This is a genomic window from Methyloligella solikamskensis, assembly GCF_042676065.1.
Taxonomy (GTDB): Bacteria; Pseudomonadota; Alphaproteobacteria; order Rhizobiales; family Methyloligellaceae; genus Methyloligella; species Methyloligella solikamskensis.
The window spans coordinates 1,665,132-1,678,933 of sequence record NZ_JBHTJO010000001.1 but is presented as its reverse complement, the minus strand read 5'-3'; the positions used below and the strand labels follow the sequence as shown (position 1 = coordinate 1,678,933).

At 62.3% G+C, this 13,802-nt stretch carries 14 protein-coding genes and 4 tRNA genes; 5 read left to right on the top strand and 13 right to left on the bottom strand.

What is annotated here, in order from left to right; translation table 11 throughout:
• Positions 1 to 70: 70 nt before the first annotated feature.
• The 10 genes from rpoB to ACFQ2F_RS08110 form a co-directional block, all read right to left on the bottom strand.
• Complete coding sequence (rpoB, locus tag ACFQ2F_RS08155; RefSeq protein WP_379088375.1) at positions 71 to 4,210, bottom strand: DNA-directed RNA polymerase subunit beta; 4,140 nt, start codon at positions 4,208 to 4,210, stop codon at positions 71 to 73.
• A gap of 151 nt (positions 4,211 to 4,361) precedes the next feature.
• Positions 4,362 to 4,742, bottom strand: a complete 381-nt coding sequence (gene rplL, locus ACFQ2F_RS08150) for a 50S ribosomal protein L7/L12 (RefSeq protein WP_379088372.1) — start codon at positions 4,740 to 4,742, stop codon at positions 4,362 to 4,364.
• Positions 4,743 to 4,804: 62 nt separating this feature from the next.
• The gene (rplJ, locus tag ACFQ2F_RS08145) at positions 4,805 to 5,323 is read right to left on the bottom strand and encodes a 50S ribosomal protein L10 (protein ID WP_379088369.1); all 519 of its coding nucleotides are present in this window, start codon (positions 5,321 to 5,323) and stop codon (positions 4,805 to 4,807) included.
• Positions 5,324 to 5,695: 372 nt separating this feature from the next.
• Entirely contained in the window at positions 5,696 to 6,394 is a 699-nt protein-coding gene (gene rplA, locus ACFQ2F_RS08140; protein WP_379088367.1) for a 50S ribosomal protein L1, read from the bottom strand.
• Positions 6,395 to 6,398: 4 nt separating this feature from the next.
• A complete protein-coding gene (rplK, locus tag ACFQ2F_RS08135) occupies positions 6,399 to 6,824 on the bottom strand; it encodes a 50S ribosomal protein L11 (protein ID WP_379088364.1) in 426 nt (141 codons plus the stop codon).
• 47 nt (positions 6,825 to 6,871) lie between these two features.
• A complete protein-coding gene (nusG, locus tag ACFQ2F_RS08130; RefSeq protein ID WP_379088361.1) occupies positions 6,872 to 7,402 on the bottom strand; it encodes a transcription termination/antitermination protein NusG in 531 nt (176 codons plus the stop codon).
• A gap of 9 nt (positions 7,403 to 7,411) precedes the next feature.
• The gene (gene secE, locus ACFQ2F_RS08125) at positions 7,412 to 7,609 is read right to left on the bottom strand and encodes a preprotein translocase subunit SecE (RefSeq protein ID WP_379088358.1); all 198 of its coding nucleotides are present in this window, start codon (positions 7,607 to 7,609) and stop codon (positions 7,412 to 7,414) included.
• Positions 7,610 to 7,776: 167 nt separating this feature from the next.
• Positions 7,777 to 7,853, bottom strand: a tRNA-Trp gene (locus ACFQ2F_RS08120).
• Between the two features lie 147 nt (positions 7,854 to 8,000).
• Positions 8,001 to 8,074 (bottom strand) — tRNA-Gly (locus ACFQ2F_RS08115).
• Between the two features lie 23 nt (positions 8,075 to 8,097).
• Positions 8,098 to 8,182: transfer RNA gene (locus ACFQ2F_RS08110), tRNA-Tyr, on the bottom strand.
• Between the two features lie 245 nt (positions 8,183 to 8,427).
• On the opposite strand from ACFQ2F_RS08110, the gene rlmB reads away from it, so the two are divergent.
• Positions 8,428 to 9,270, top strand: coding sequence for a 23S rRNA (guanosine(2251)-2'-O)-methyltransferase RlmB (gene rlmB, locus ACFQ2F_RS08105; protein WP_379088355.1), 843 nt, complete (start codon positions 8,428 to 8,430; stop codon positions 9,268 to 9,270).
• Positions 9,271 to 9,336: 66 nt separating this feature from the next.
• Here the strand turns inward: rlmB and ACFQ2F_RS08100 are convergent, their stop codons facing one another.
• Entirely contained in the window at positions 9,337 to 9,714 is a 378-nt protein-coding gene (locus tag ACFQ2F_RS08100) for a hypothetical protein (protein ID WP_379088352.1), read from the bottom strand.
• A gap of 180 nt (positions 9,715 to 9,894) precedes the next feature.
• Positions 9,895 to 10,221 carry a hypothetical protein gene (locus tag ACFQ2F_RS08095; RefSeq protein WP_379088349.1) on the bottom strand — a complete coding sequence of 109 codons (327 nt, stop codon included), beginning with the start codon at positions 10,219 to 10,221 and terminating at the stop codon, positions 9,895 to 9,897.
• A gap of 253 nt (positions 10,222 to 10,474) precedes the next feature.
• Here ACFQ2F_RS08095 and ACFQ2F_RS08090 point away from each other — a divergent pair, with 253 nt between their 5' ends.
• The 3 genes from ACFQ2F_RS08090 (at position 10,475) to ACFQ2F_RS08080 (ending at position 12,416) form a co-directional block, all read left to right on the top strand.
• Complete coding sequence (locus ACFQ2F_RS08090; RefSeq protein ID WP_379088346.1) at positions 10,475 to 10,762, top strand: DUF883 family protein; 288 nt, start codon at positions 10,475 to 10,477, stop codon at positions 10,760 to 10,762.
• A gap of 11 nt (positions 10,763 to 10,773) precedes the next feature.
• The gene (locus ACFQ2F_RS08085) at positions 10,774 to 11,196 is read left to right on the top strand and encodes a hypothetical protein (protein ID WP_379088343.1); all 423 of its coding nucleotides are present in this window, start codon (positions 10,774 to 10,776) and stop codon (positions 11,194 to 11,196) included.
• Between the two features lie 182 nt (positions 11,197 to 11,378).
• Positions 11,379 to 12,416, top strand: a complete 1,038-nt coding sequence (locus ACFQ2F_RS08080; protein WP_379088340.1) for an outer membrane protein — start codon at positions 11,379 to 11,381, stop codon at positions 12,414 to 12,416.
• Between the two features lie 23 nt (positions 12,417 to 12,439).
• Here the strand turns inward: ACFQ2F_RS08080 and ACFQ2F_RS08075 are convergent, their stop codons facing one another.
• Complete coding sequence (locus ACFQ2F_RS08075) at positions 12,440 to 13,033, bottom strand: invasion associated locus B family protein (RefSeq protein ID WP_379088337.1); 594 nt, start codon at positions 13,031 to 13,033, stop codon at positions 12,440 to 12,442.
• A 442-nt stretch (positions 13,034 to 13,475) separates the two neighbouring features.
• Here ACFQ2F_RS08075 and ACFQ2F_RS08070 point away from each other — a divergent pair.
• Positions 13,476 to 13,551 (top strand) — tRNA-Thr (locus tag ACFQ2F_RS08070).
• Positions 13,552 to 13,802: the final 251 nt, after the last annotated feature.

Here is a 13,802-nt window from a genome sequence, read left to right as displayed (position 1 = left end):
GCCGCCGACGTCATCTCTCTAAACAGTCACGCACCGCTCGATACCGCCCGAACGGCGAAAAGGCGCCCGGCTATTCAGCCGCCGGGCGCTGGGTAATCTGGGGCCGGTCCGATGCCTCGTCCTGGGGCTTGGGCTGAACCAAGTCCACGTTGAGGCCGAGGGCCCGCATTTCCTTGATAAGGACGTTGAAGCTCTCCGGAATGCCGGCTTCGAACGTGTCGTCGCCGCGCACGATGGCCTCGTAGACCTTCGTACGGCCGGCCACGTCGTCCGACTTGACCGTAAGCATCTCCTGCAAGGTGTACGCTGCGCCATATGCCTCCAGCGCCCACACCTCCATTTCGCCGAAGCGCTGACCGCCGAACTGGGCCTTGCCGCCCAGCGGCTGCTGGGTGACCAGGCTGTACGGCCCGATGGACCGGGCGTGGATCTTGTCGTCAACGAGGTGGTGGAGCTTCAACATATAGATGTAGCCCACAGTGACCTTACGTTCAAACTCCTCGCCCGTCCGGCCGTCATAAAGCGTGACCTGGCCGGAACCGTCGAGACCTGCCTGCTCCAGGAGCGCCGTAACATCGGACTCGTGCGCACCGTCGAACACCGGCGTGCCGACCGGAACGCCCGGTCGCAGCAGCTCCGCCGCTTCCACGACGTCTTCGTCGTCGAGCTCCGCCAGCCTTTTGTCGTCGCCGTAGACCTCTTTCATCGTGTCCTTGAGCGGCTTGACCTTATTGGACTCGCGATAGTCGTCCAGAGCCTGGCCGATCTTGTGACCCAGGCCACGACACGCCCAGCCGAGATGGGTCTCGAGAATCTGACCCACGTTCATTCGGCTCGGCACGCCGAGCGGATTGAGCACAATATCGACGGGTGTGCCGTCCTCGAGATACGGCATGTCCTCGACGGGCAGGATCTGCGAGATCACGCCCTTGTTGCCGTGACGGCCGGCCATCTTGTCGCCCGGCTGGATCTTCCGCTTCACCGCGACGAAGACCTTGACCATCTTCATCACGCCAGGCGGGAGCTCGTCGCCGCGCTGCAGCTTGTCGACCTTGTCGACGAAGCGCTGCTCAAGACGCTTACGCGCCTCGTCATACTGCCGGCGGAGGCCTTCGACCTCCTCCATGGCCTTCTCGTTCTTGAGCGCGACTTCCCACCACTGGTGCTGCTCGACGTCGTCCAGCATGGCCTCGGTGATCTTGGCGTCCTTGGCGAAGCCCTTCGGGCCCTTGGCGACCTGCTTGTGCAGCAGCACGTCGCGCAGACGGCCGAACACGTTGCGGTCCAGGATCGCGAGCTCGTCGTCGCGGTCCTTCGCCAGACGCTCGATCTCTTCCCGCTCGATCGCCATGGCGCGCTCGTCCTTCTCCACGCCGTGGCGGTTGAAGACGCGCACCTCGACCACCGTGCCGGACACGCCGGGCGGCAGCTTCAGGGACGTATCGCGGACATCGGAGGCCTTCTCGCCGAAGATGGCGCGCAGAAGCTTCTCTTCCGGCGTCATAGGGCTCTCGCCCTTCGGCGTGATCTTGCCGACCAGGATATCGCCCGGATGCACCTCGGCGCCGATATAGACGATACCGGCCTCGTCGAGATTGCGGAGCGCCTCTTCGGAGACGTTCGGGATATCGCGGGTGATCTCCTCCGGCCCGAGCTTCGTGTCGCGGGCCATCACCTCGAACTCTTCCAGATGGATAGAGGTGAAGACGTCCTCGCGCACCGTGCGCTCGGAGATCAGGATGGAGTCCTCGAAGTTGTAGCCCATCCACGGCATGAACGCGACGAGCACGTTACGGCCCAAGGCCAGCTCGCCCAGATCCGTCGAGGGACCGTCGGCGATGATGGTGCCCTTGCCGACCTGCTCGCCCACACGCACCAGCGGACGCTGATTGATGCAGGTGTTCTGGTTGGAGCGCTGGAACTTCCGCAGGTTGTAGATGTCGACGCCCGACTTGGACGGATCGGTCTCCTCCGTCGCCCGGATGACGATACGGGTGGCATCCACCTGATCGACAACACCGGCACGGCGAGCGGCGATAGCCGCACCCGAATCCCGGGCCACGACCGATTCCATGCCCGTGCCGACAAACGGCGCTTCCGCCGTGATCAACGGCACAGCCTGACGCTGCATGTTCGAACCCATCAGAGCGCGGTTCGCGTCGTCGTTCTCCAGGAACGGGATCAGCGCCGCGGCAACCGAAACGAGCTGCTTCGGCGACACGTCGATCAGCGTAACCTGATCGGCCGGCGTCAGCTCCACGTCACCGGCATGACGGGTGGTCACCAGCTCGTTGGCGAAGGTACCATCCTCGTTCAGCTCCGCATTCGCCTGGGCGATGATGTAGCGGGCCTCTTCCATGGCGGAGAGGTAGACGACCTCGTCGGTCACCTTGCCGTTGTCGACCTTGCGATACGGGCTCTCGATGAAGCCGTACTTGTTCACCCGCGCAAACGTGGCGAGCGAGTTTATGAGACCGATATTCGGGCCTTCCGGCGTCTCAATCGGGCAGATACGGCCGTAATGGGTCGGGTGCACGTCGCGCACCTCGAAGCCCGCCCGCTCGCGGGTCAGACCGCCCGGCCCAAGCGCCGACAGGCGACGCTTGTGGGTGATCTCCGACAGCGGGTTGGTCTGGTCCATGAACTGAGACAGCTGCGAGGAGCCGAAGAACTCGCGCACCGCGGCAGCCGCGGGCTTCGCGTTGATCAGATCCTGCGGCATCACCGTGTCGATATCAACGGAGCTCATGCGCTCCTTGATAGCGCGCTCCATGCGCAGCAGACCCAGACGGTACTGGTTCTCCATCAGCTCGCCGACCGAGCGCACGCGCCGGTTGCCGAGATGGTCGATGTCGTCGATCTCGCCCTTGCCGTCGCGCAGATCCACCAGGGTCTTGATGACCGCCAGAATGTCTTCCTTGCGCAGGGTGCGGACCGTGTCCGGGCACTCCAGATCGAGGCGCATGTTCATCTTCACGCGGCCCACCGCGGAAAGATCGTAGCGCTCGGCATCGAAGAACAGGCCTTCGAACAGGGTCTTGGCGGCTTCCGGCGTGGGCGGCTCGCCCGGGCGCATGACGCGATAGATGTCGAGCAGCGCCTCTTCCGGATTGGAGTTCTTGTCGGCCGCAAGCGTGTTGCGGATGAACCCGCCGATATTGACGTGATCGATATCGAGGATCGGGATCTCCTTCATACCCTGCTCTTTCAGGGTCTCCAGGAGTTTCTCATCAATTTCCTCGCCGGCCTCGCCGTAGATCTCGCCGGTCTCGGTGTTGAGCACCTCTTCGGCCAGATAGCGGCCATAGAGATCCTCGTCGGTGACCTGGAGCTCTTTCAGCCCCTCTTCGGCCAGCTTGTTGGCGAGGCGTGCGGTGATCTTGCGGCCGGCCTCGACGGCGACCTTACCGGTCTTGGCGTCGATTAGGTCGGTCATCGGTTTGATGCCGCGCATGCGCTCAGGCCGGAACGGCATCTTCCAGCCGTCCTTCGTCGCCTTGAACTGGATGGTGTCGTAGAAGGTGGAGAGGATCTCCTCGCCTTCCAGCCCCAGCGCGTAAAGCAGTGTCGTCACCGGAAGCTTGCGGCGACGATCGATACGCACATGCACGATGTCCTTGGCGTCGAACTCGAAGTCGAGCCAGGAGCCGCGATACGGAATGATGCGGGCGGCGAACAGCAGCTTGCCCGAAGAATGAGTCTTGCCGCGGTCGTGATCGAAGAAGACGCCCGGCGAACGGTGCATCTGGGAAACGATCACGCGCTCGGTGCCGTTGATCACAAAGGTGCCGTTCGAGGTCATGAACGGCATGTCGCCCATATAGACGTCCTGCTCCTTGATGTCCTTGACGGAGCGCGCGCCGGTCTCTTCGTTCACATCGAACACGATCAGACGCAGCGTCACCTTCAGCGGCGCGGCGAAGGTCATGTCGCGCTGCTGGCACTCGTCCACGTCGTATTTGGGCTGCTCAAAGGCATAGCCGACGAATTCGAGCTGCGCCCGATCGCCGAAATCCTTGATGGGGAACACGGAGCGGAAAACCGCTTCCAGCCCCTCGTCCGCCCGTCCGCCTTCGGGCTCGTCGACCATCAGAAACTGATCGTATGACTGTTTCTGAACCTCGATCAGGTTCGGCATTTCGGCCACTTCGTGGATGCGGCCGAACATTTTTCTCAAGCGCTTATGACCATTCGTCAGCTTCTGGGCCATAGAGTCCTCTTCCCTTAAGCTCGCAAAGACGGCTCGCCGGAACCCCCGCTAACGTGCGGCGGAGGCTCAGGTGAGTCGTCTCAAATCATCCATTTCGGTGGGTTGACCGGGCGAGCACATATGGCGCTCGCCCGGACGGGTTTCAACCCAACTATTTGAGCTCGACTGTCGCACCCGCGTCTTCGAGCTTCTTCTTGATCTCCTCGGCCTCGGCCTTCGGAGCGCCTTCCTTGACCGGCTTGGGCGCACCTTCGACCAGGTCCTTGGCTTCCTTCAGGCCGAGCCCGGTGATCGCACGGACCTCCTTGATCACGTTGATCTTCTGGGCACCGGCTTCCTTCAGGACGACGTCGAACTCGTCCTTTTCCTCAGCCGCGGCAGCCTCGCCGCCACCACCAGCGGCAGCACCTGCGACCGCGACCGGCGCAGCGGCGGAAACGCCCCACTTCTCTTCCAGAAGCTTTGCGAGGTCGGCGGCCTCCAGCACGGTCAGCTCAGAGAGCTGGTCAGCAATCTTTTCCAAATCAGCCATAACTCTTGTCCTTGTCGGTTCGAATCTCGATCAGTGTTTCAAGTCGCTTTTGCGTAACGGCATCAAGCGGCTTCACCTTTCTGCGCATATGCGCTGAGAACCCGGGCAACATTGCCGGCCGGTGCATTGACGACCTGGGCGATCTTGCCGCCAGGTGCCTGCAGGAGGCCGACCAGCTTGCCACGAAGCTCGTCGAGCGAAGGCAGAGAGGCGAGCGAGTCCACGCCGTTGGAATCCAGCATCGTGGTGCCCATCGTGCCGCCCAGGATCACGAACTTGTCGTGGGCCTTGGCGAACTTGACGGCCACCTTCGGTGCCGCCACCGGATCGTCGGAATAGGCGATGCAGGTCGGTCCCTCCATCAGCTCCGAGATGCCCGTGGCGTCGGTTCCTTCGAGCGCAAGCTTGACCAGCCTGTTCTTCGCCACCTTGACCGAGCCCCCTGCATCGCGCATTTGGCGACGCAGAGCGGTCATGTCGGCGACGGACAAGCCGGAGTAGTGAGCCACGACGACCACGCCTGTATTGGCGAAGACATCGTGAAGCGCCGTTACGACTTCGCGCTTCTCAGCTCTATCCACTGCTCACTCCGTAATTTGGCCGAAGGCGTCCTGCCTTCAGCCGCTTCACACCTGTCACCCGGAATACGCAAAAAGCGGCCCTGCAAAGAAGCCGCCCCGCTCTTCCAAGCGACGCTCCATTGCCTGTCCGCTTTGGCACTCTTCGCGAGCGCTGAAGCCGTTTCCGAGGTTCAAACCGATCTCCCGACGCGATTGGAGATACGCTCCGTACGCGCCATAGAACCGTTCGTATCCCCGTCTCATGCAGGCTCTTGAGTTTCCTCAAGCGCTTAAGTGGTCGCCCACACCTGCAGTCTCGGACAGGTTCGATCCGTTCCAGATACTAAAGAGGAACGGACCATTCCCGGGACCGAAGCCCCGAAACTCATAATCTTACGCGCTTCCGACCTTCGACGTCTCAACCTTGACACCCGGCCCCATGGTCGAGGTCACGGCGATACGCTTCAGGAACGTGCCCTTAGCACCGGCCGGCTTTGCCTTGAGCACCGCGTCGATGAACGCCTGGACGTTCTCAAGCAGCGCCTTCTCGGCGAAGCTCGCCTTGCCGACGCCGGCATGAACGATACCGGCCTTTTCCACGCGGAACTCCACGGCACCGCCCTTGGCGGCTGCAACGGCGTCAGCCACATCCATGGTCACCGTGCCGACCTTCGGGTTGGGCATCAGGCCACGCGGGCCGAGCACCTTACCCAGACGGCCGACCAGCGGCATCATGTCGGGCGTGGCGATGCAGCGGTCGAAATTGATATTGCCCTTCTGCACCTCTTCCACCAGGTCTTCCGCGCCGACCACGTCGGCACCGGCGGCCTTGGCTTCGTCGGCCTTGTCGCCCTTGGCGAAAACGCCGACGCGAAGCGTACGGCCCGAGCCGTTGGGCAGCTGGCATACGCCGCGCACCATCTGGTCCGCATGACGCGGGTCGACACCGAGATTCATCGCCACTTCAACGGTCTCGTCGAACTTCGCCTTGGCGCCGTCCTTGATCATCTTGACCGCTTCTTCCAGCGAATAAGTCGCCTCGCGATCGATATTCTCGCTCGCCGCGCGATAACGCTTACCGGGCTTGCTCATGTCTCTACTCCACCGTGAGACCCATCGAGCGCGCGGAGCCCTCGACGATCTTCATCGCTTGCTCAACGCTGTTGGCGTTGAGATCCTTCATCTTCGCCTCGGCGATCTGCCGAAGCTGATCCTGATTCACCTTGCCGGCGCTTTCCTGCCCCGGAGCCTTGGAGCCCTTGCCGATCTTCGCCGCCTTCTTCAGGAGATAGGACGCCGGCGGCGTCTTCGTCTCGAAAGTGAAGGAGCGGTCGGCATAGACCGTGATCACGGTCGGCAGCGGCGAGCCCGGCTCGACGTCCTGGGTGGCCGCGTTGAACTGCTTGCAGAACTCCGCGATGTTCACGCCGCGCTGACCCAGCGCAGGGCCGATCGGCGGCGCAGGGTTTGCCTGTCCTGCCGGGACCTGCAGCTTGATGTAGCCTTCGATCTTCTTTGCCATCTTCGTCTCTTTCTACGCTTGTCCTACGCGGACCGTATCCTTCGGCCCTAGAGCTTCTCGACCTGCCCGTATTCCAGCTCGACCGGCGTCGCACGCCCAAAGATCGAAACCGCAACCTTGAGCCGCGCCCGCTCCTCGTCGACCTCTTCCACCAGACCGTTGAACGAAGCGAACGGCCCATCGGCCACTCGCACCTGCTCGCCGATCTCGAAGCTGACGGAGGGCTTCGGCCGCTCCACACCTTCCTGCACCTGCTGCAGGATCCGAGTCGCTTCCGCCTCGCTGATCGGCACCGGCTTGTTGTCCGTGCCCAGGAAGCCCGTGACCTTCGGCGTGTTCTTGATCAGATGGTAGGTCTCGTCGGTGAGCTCCATCTTCACAAGCACGTAGCCCGGAAAAAACTTCCGCTCCGAGGCCACCTTGCGGCCGCGGCGCATCTCCACGACCTCTTCCATCGGCACAAGCACCTGCTCGAACTTTTCCTCAAGCCCCGCAGACGCCGCATGCTCCTTGATGGACTCCGCGACCTTGCGCTCGAAATTCGAGTAGGCGTGAACGATGTACCAGCGCATTGCCATGCTTCAGCTCTACGCTCCAAGTCCGAGAATGAAGCTGACGGCACTGCCCAGCACGTAGTCGGCCGCCAGGAAGAACAGCGCGGCCAGAATCGACATGATCACCACCATGATGGTCGTGATCACGGTCTCCCGGCGGGTCGGCCAGGTAACCTTCGAAACCTCGCTCCGCACTTCCTGCAGAAACTCGAATGGGTTCGTCTTCGCCATCGCCTCAAATTGCTTTCTCAGCGCTTCGCCCGAAATTCTGATGGGCCGCGCTGCTTCTCGTTTTCCCAACCAGGCGGGGCTCAGCGGAAATACCGTCCGGAGCTCTCTGGCTTTGCCCTCCAGCCTTCGAAGGCCTTCGAGCCGTCCGTTAGAGTCCTGTCCTGCCGTGGCAGGAGTGGAGGGACTCGAACCCCCAACCCCCGGTTTTGGAGACCGGTGCTCTAGCCAGTTGAGCTACACTCCTATCGGCTTCAACGCCAAGCTCTCGCCGCCTCGCTAACTCGTTGCCCGTTCTTCCGTCTCGATACCTGCTCAACTGGCAGCGCTTGCCTTACGAAGCTCGAGCGCCAAATCCTCGCTTCCGATCTTCCGCACCGGCACTCCAGGAACTTGGAGCGGGTGAAGGGAATCGAACCCTCATCGTCAGCTTGGAAGGCTGCTGCTCTACCATTGAGCTACACCCGCATTCGCCCACTCAAAGGAAGGGATGGTGGAGGGGGTTGGATTCGAACCAACGTAGGCATAGCCAACGGGTTTACAGCCCGTCCCCTTTAGCCACTCGGGCACCCCTCCTTTAAGACGAATTGTCGGAGTTATGTCTAACCAAGCAAAAAGGCCCCGCCGCTAGCCCGCAGGGTCCGTTAAAGACCTTGGTTTATGGAAAGCTGGGGCTCGCCTGTCAACTCCAAATCCGCCCTGCCCGACCGATTTTTGGCAATAATCTTAGGCGAGAATCTGAAACAGACGATCCAGGCAGCTTGGCTTGAGCGGCAAGATAGGGCATCTCCTTGGGGAGAATCGAGGCCAGGATTTCCGAAATGCCCCCTTCCCCCGCCAAACGCTCGAAACCCGGCCGCAAGGATGGCTTTCCGCCAAGATCAGGCGGCCGCAGACGCCCCCAGCCCGGCGGCCAAGGCCGTTCCCGGCAGGGTAGCGCCGCCGATGGGCCCCACTGGCTCTACGGGCTCCACGCTGTCGAAGCGGCGCTGCGCAACGACGCCCGCGAGGTACATCGCCTGCTGGCGACGCCCAACGCCGCGCGGAAGCTGGAGTCGCCGATCGCGGCACGCGGAACCAAGGTCGAGACGGTGACGCCGAAGCATCTGGACAAGCTTCTGGGCCCCGATCAGGTGCATCAGGGAATCGCTCTGGAAGTCTCGCCCCTGCCCGCCCTCTCCATCGAGGACCTGCCGGACACGCAGATCGTGCTGATTCTCGATCAGGTGACCGATCCCCACAATGTCGGCGCCCTGCTCCGCTCCGCGGCCGCCTTCGGTGCCGGCGCGCTGATCATGCAGGAGCGCCACAGCGCGCCGTTGAACGCCACCCTGGCCAAGACGGCCAGCGGCGCGCTCGATCTCGTGCCGGTGATTCTGGTGGGAAATCTCGCCCAAAGCCTGGAGATCCTGAAGGAGCGCGGTTTCTGGCTGATCGGTTTCGCGGAGGAAGGCGCCGATGCCCTGGAAGGCGTCACGCCGAAGCGTCCGCTCGGCATCGTGCTTGGCGCCGAAGGCCGGGGCTTACGCGAACTCACCCGCAAGACGTGCGATCAGCTCTGCCGCATCAGCACGCAAGACTCCCTTGCGAGCCTCAACGTCTCCAATGCCGGCGCCATCGCACTGCACTGGGCCGCCTCGCAAGGTGATCGGACGAATGAATAATTCGAAGTATGGAGTGAGGAAGGAGCGCTAAACCCCTCCCTCATATCCAAAAAAAACGGCTTCCGCTTAGTTGCAGAACCGGCGGCCGAAAGCGTCGTACCAGCAGTCGCGACGGAAATAGCCGCAGGACCGCACGCCAACACCGCAGCCGACAGAGGCGTTGGCCGTATAACCGCCCGCATAGAGCGGATAGCGGTAAGACGTATAGCAATTGCCGCCGCAGCGACGGGCGCGGCGGAGCGGGATCGGGTTGGGCTGCGGGACGGTGTAGACCACTTCAGGCTGCACCACCGGAGCAGGCTCCACCACGACCGGAGCCGGAACGACGGCAACACGGCCGCAACGCAGCTTCCAGCAGCCGGCTTCCGCTTCGTTGCCCAGCGGGAGAAGGGTCGCCCCAAAGACCAGCGCAAGCACCGCAGCGAGACTCAAAACAAACTTCATCTTGCGGACTCCAACGAAAACGCCATCCCGCTTGGACAAGGTCATCTTGCCGGCGAATGGCGCGCGAAGTCTGCAACGGCACCCGTATCAGGCGCGTTAACGTGCGGAAACTTAGGCGTAAAACAGCTCTGAATGGCTGCCCCGAATTGGCACGGTATGGACCCCAAAAGACCCCAACCGCTACTTCAGGCCGCCCTGGGGCGGATATTGGCCTGCAGGCCGTTCAGGATATTTGAAGTAAGGCATGCAGCGCGCATAGTCATCAGAGCCCTGATAAGGCCGGTAGTACCACCAGTAGCGGCCTTCCACGCAGTAGAGCTCCTGCTGCTGCCGGCGATGCCAGAAGATAACGGGCTCGACCAGGTCGCCGGTCGCGCCTTGCTGCGCGAGGGCGCCGGCGCCAGGCACCATCCCGGCCTGCGCATCATCGGGCGCTGCCGCCCAGACAAAGCCCAGAGCGGCGGCAGCGAGGAGAACCCGCCTGCCCCATTTGCGATTTCCCTGCATCGTTTTCCCCTGCTCCGATGCGATCTCGATTCCGGCGCGAGCTTACCGCAAGTCAACCGGCCCGTCGCCAGAAATGATCGTATTTTCAGCCGCTTTCATCGGGCGTAAAGACGCATCTGTCCATAATGGAAGATGTCGCGCGGCTTTCGGTCGGCCGAACCTGCCCAGAGTGCGGCGATTCTATGGAACTGCGGGCCCGGCGGCAAGTTAACCGGGTATCACCGCCGATTTTGCGAGAGAAGGGAATAAACGTATGTCTACTGATGATCTTCGTTCTGGTGCCAAGAAAACCGCGACCAGCGCTGGCGCCACCCAGGCCGAGGCGGAAAGTGTGGCCGATCATGTGGCCTCGCTCCGTGAGGAAATCGACGGCCTGCGCCACTCCATAACCGATATCGCCAATCGGCAGATGGGACGCGCCCAGGACAAGGCCATGGAGAAGGCCTACGAGGCTGAGGACGCGATCCGCAAGAACCCGCTCCAGGCGGTCGCCATTGCAGCCGGTCTCGGCTTCCTCTTTGGCGTCTTCACCCGCCGCTAGGACCGGATTTCATGTTTGGAAAATTACTTGGACTGGTCTCCAGTCTGCAGATCGGAGCACGGATCAAGGAGAAGGTCGACGCCATCAAGCGGCAGGCCATCGTCGCCGTCATCGGTGTCGTCATTCTCCTTTTCGCGCTGATTTTCGGTCTGCTGGCAGGATATCATGCGCTTGTTGAAATTGCCGAATTCTCGCCGCTCGAGGCCTCCGGCATCGTGGCGGGCGGATTGCTGCTCTTGGCTTGCTTCATACTGGCAGCCATTCCCCTCTTCGGGGAACGGCCCGCCAAGTCGAAACCGCAGATGATGGTCGACGCTGGCACGGAAGGCCTGGAAATGGTCGATAAGAAGCTCAATCAGGCCATGCGGAAGACCAGCCCGATCACCCTGCTCGCGGTGGCCTTCGCCGCAGGCTTACTGGCCAGCCGTCGTTAGCGGCGTGCGCGTAAGCAACCGAAAGCAACGGCAAAAAAGACCATGACAGCCCGGCGCGGAGATCTCCGTGGCCGGGCTGTTCCATTTCGAACCGGCTTTTAAGCCGCTGTTAACCATCCGATCCCCACTCTGGCGTGCAAGACCGCAAACCGCGACTCGCCTGCCTAAACCGTGGGGAAAAGATGAGACTGGACCTTCGTCACCTACTTCTGGGACTTGCCTTCGGGCTGACTTATGGGATCGCCTGCGCGCCGGCCCACGCCCAGACCTATGGCGGCGTTGTCCCGATCTACAAAGGCGGCGCGAACCCGATCCAGCCGGACGTCTATATCCCCCCGCCCCCGACGCCGGAGCCCTCCTGGCAGATGGGCCTGCGCTTTTGGGCGAGCGAGGGCAGCACCAGCTACAGCATCGATTCGGCGCGGGTGGATTCATCCCTCGGAAGCCCCACCTCCGTCCTCGACTATGACGGCATGCAGGGCCGCACCATCGAATACACCCTGCGGGCGGAGAACCCCTCTCAGTGGTTCTTCAAAGGTTTTGCCGGCGGCGGCTGGCTAAGCGGAGGAAGCCTCGACGACGAGGACTATTTCTCCGGCCAAGTGAAATTCTCCGACACCTATAGCAGCATCGACGGCGACAACATGCTCTATGGCACGGTGGATATCGGCAAGCGCTTCAGCTTCGTGACCGCGGCAGGGCCACAGATCGATGTCAGCCCCTTCGTCGGGTTCAACTATTGGGGCGAGACGGCCGACGCCTACGGTGCACGCTGCAACGGCGGCACCCTATGCCCTGCCGGCACCAACTTGATCGCGCCCGGCTCCCGCGCGATCCGCAACGAGATGAGCTGGTATTCCTTGCGACTCGGCGCTGAGGTGCGCGCGAAGTTCTTCGACCGGATCACCCTGATCGGCGATTTCGCGCTTCTCCCCGTGGCCGGCCTCTATAACGAGGACAGCCATCTCTATCGTGACGATCTCGGCCCCGTGCCGAACATCCAGGGTGACGGTACGGGCTGGGGCTATCAGATCGAAGCGGCGGCCCAGGTCGACGTGACCGAGAACTGGGCGCTCACCGGCGGTTTCCGCTACTGGTACGCCGAGACCAACGGCACCCAGGAATTCGTCGCCAGCGGTGTCGACGTCGATCTCAATGACTTCACCAGCGATCGCATCGGCGTCTATGGCGACGTGACCTACAAGTTCTTCACCTTCTAGGTCCGCCGCCGTCTAGCCGGAACCTACTGCATCAGCTCCGCCGAGCGCTTCCGCGCGGCATCGAAGCCTTTCAGAGAGATCGTCAGCTTCACCGGTTCGCTGGTGGAGCCGTTCTCCGCATTGATGGTGAGGGTCTCGCCGGAAGAGAGCTTGGAGATCTGGTCGGCATCGAACGCGATCGGCACCACGCAGCCTGCTTCCACGCACGTCGTGAAGCCCGCGGGCTCGCCGAGCTGCTCCTGATCGTCCACCTTGAGCGTAAGCCCCTTGGCCAGCCGAAGCCCGAACGGCGCCAGGATCACGCCTTCGATAGCACCGTCCTTGGGCTGGAGCTCCATGCTGAGCAGCCGCTGCCCGGTCTGCTTGTTGCCCAGCGCCTGGCTCATGACGCAGCGCTTGCCATCCGCCTGCACCGAACAGCCGACGGTCCAGTCGTCATGGGTCTCCGTCAGCGAGGATGCACCGCCCGGCAGGCTCACATTCGGCTTCACCGGCGTTGCGATCGACTGGGCTTGAGCCGGCGCTGCAGCGCCCACGGCCAACCCGAGGCCGCCGGCCAGAAAAATGCCTTTCGCCATGGCGCGCAGCCCGCCGAAATCCTTACTCACTTGGCGCATCACTCAATCCTTCCATCCTCTTGAAACGACTCTTTCTTCCCCGTTCCGCAAGCGTCCCACCTTGCGCGAGCCCGCCTACGAATGTCCCAAGAGCCCTAGACCAGCCTGAAACTCCGATCCTCATCCCGCATTCTGCGCGGGGACCGTGCCACCCCCAGCGCATGCGTTTCTCGCCACATAGCGCGGTTCATAGGCGAAACGGAAGCCCCGATGCCCGCCTAGAGGCAGCAAAAATCGATGCCAAAGCAAGAAAAAGAGATTGTGACGGTGAAAACGCCGCGTTGGACGCGGGGTGCGACGGCCGCTTGCAGCAACTCTGATGAGGCGGCCTCGCGCCTTCCCGCTTGAAGCGGCTCGCCTCCCCGGCTATCCAGGACGCACCGGGCCGCGTCGCCGCTTTCCACCGAAACCGCGAGCGCTCGATAGGACTGCCTCTACAGAAGCCGGCTTAGCTCAGTTGGTAGAGCGGCTGATTTGTAATCAGTAGGTCGGGGGTTCGAATCCTCCAGCCGGCACCACTATCTTCAATATGTTAGCTGACGATAACCACGGTCATCCACGTGTCTAGCTACCCAATAGCTACCACGCTAACCACTGCTTAAATCGCTAGACGTGTTCTCCCCCCGACAGTCATGCAGGCTCTCGGCTCATTCCTAATCTGAGGGTCGCTGGTTCGAATCCAGCCGGGGTCACCATCTAAAATCAGGCGAGCTATGGCCGAATCGTCGTTACCATGTAGCGACCAATGCGGCCGATCTGGATGAGCCCA

What these genes read in the sequence shown, in the direction of transcription:
- rplK (WP_379088364.1), bottom strand. Translation starts at nt 6,824, where the DNA reads ATGGCAAAGAAGATCGAAGGCTACATCAAGCTGCAGGTCCCGGCAGGA.
- rpoB (WP_379088375.1), bottom strand. Translation starts at nt 4,210, where the DNA reads ATGGCCCAGAAGCTGACGAATGGTCATAAGCGCTTGAGAAAAATGTTC.
- rlmB (WP_379088355.1), top strand. Translation starts at nt 8,428, where the DNA reads ATGCCCCCTTCCCCCGCCAAACGCTCGAAACCCGGCCGCAAGGATGGC.
- ACFQ2F_RS08090 (WP_379088346.1), top strand. Translation starts at nt 10,475, where the DNA reads ATGTCTACTGATGATCTTCGTTCTGGTGCCAAGAAAACCGCGACCAGC.
- rplL (WP_379088372.1), bottom strand. Translation starts at nt 4,742, where the DNA reads ATGGCTGATTTGGAAAAGATTGCTGACCAGCTCTCTGAGCTGACCGTG.
- nusG (WP_379088361.1), bottom strand. Translation starts at nt 7,402, where the DNA reads ATGGCAATGCGCTGGTACATCGTTCACGCCTACTCGAATTTCGAGCGC.
- ACFQ2F_RS08085 (WP_379088343.1), top strand. Translation starts at nt 10,774, where the DNA reads ATGTTTGGAAAATTACTTGGACTGGTCTCCAGTCTGCAGATCGGAGCA.
- ACFQ2F_RS08080 (WP_379088340.1), top strand. Translation starts at nt 11,379, where the DNA reads ATGAGACTGGACCTTCGTCACCTACTTCTGGGACTTGCCTTCGGGCTG.
- rplA (WP_379088367.1), bottom strand. Translation starts at nt 6,394, where the DNA reads ATGAGCAAGCCCGGTAAGCGTTATCGCGCGGCGAGCGAGAATATCGAT.
- ACFQ2F_RS08100 (WP_379088352.1), bottom strand. Translation starts at nt 9,714, where the DNA reads ATGAAGTTTGTTTTGAGTCTCGCTGCGGTGCTTGCGCTGGTCTTTGGG.
- ACFQ2F_RS08075 (WP_379088337.1), bottom strand. Translation starts at nt 13,033, where the DNA reads ATGCGCCAAGTGAGTAAGGATTTCGGCGGGCTGCGCGCCATGGCGAAA.
- secE (WP_379088358.1), bottom strand. Translation starts at nt 7,609, where the DNA reads ATGGCGAAGACGAACCCATTCGAGTTTCTGCAGGAAGTGCGGAGCGAG.
- ACFQ2F_RS08095 (WP_379088349.1), bottom strand. Translation starts at nt 10,221, where the DNA reads ATGCAGGGAAATCGCAAATGGGGCAGGCGGGTTCTCCTCGCTGCCGCC.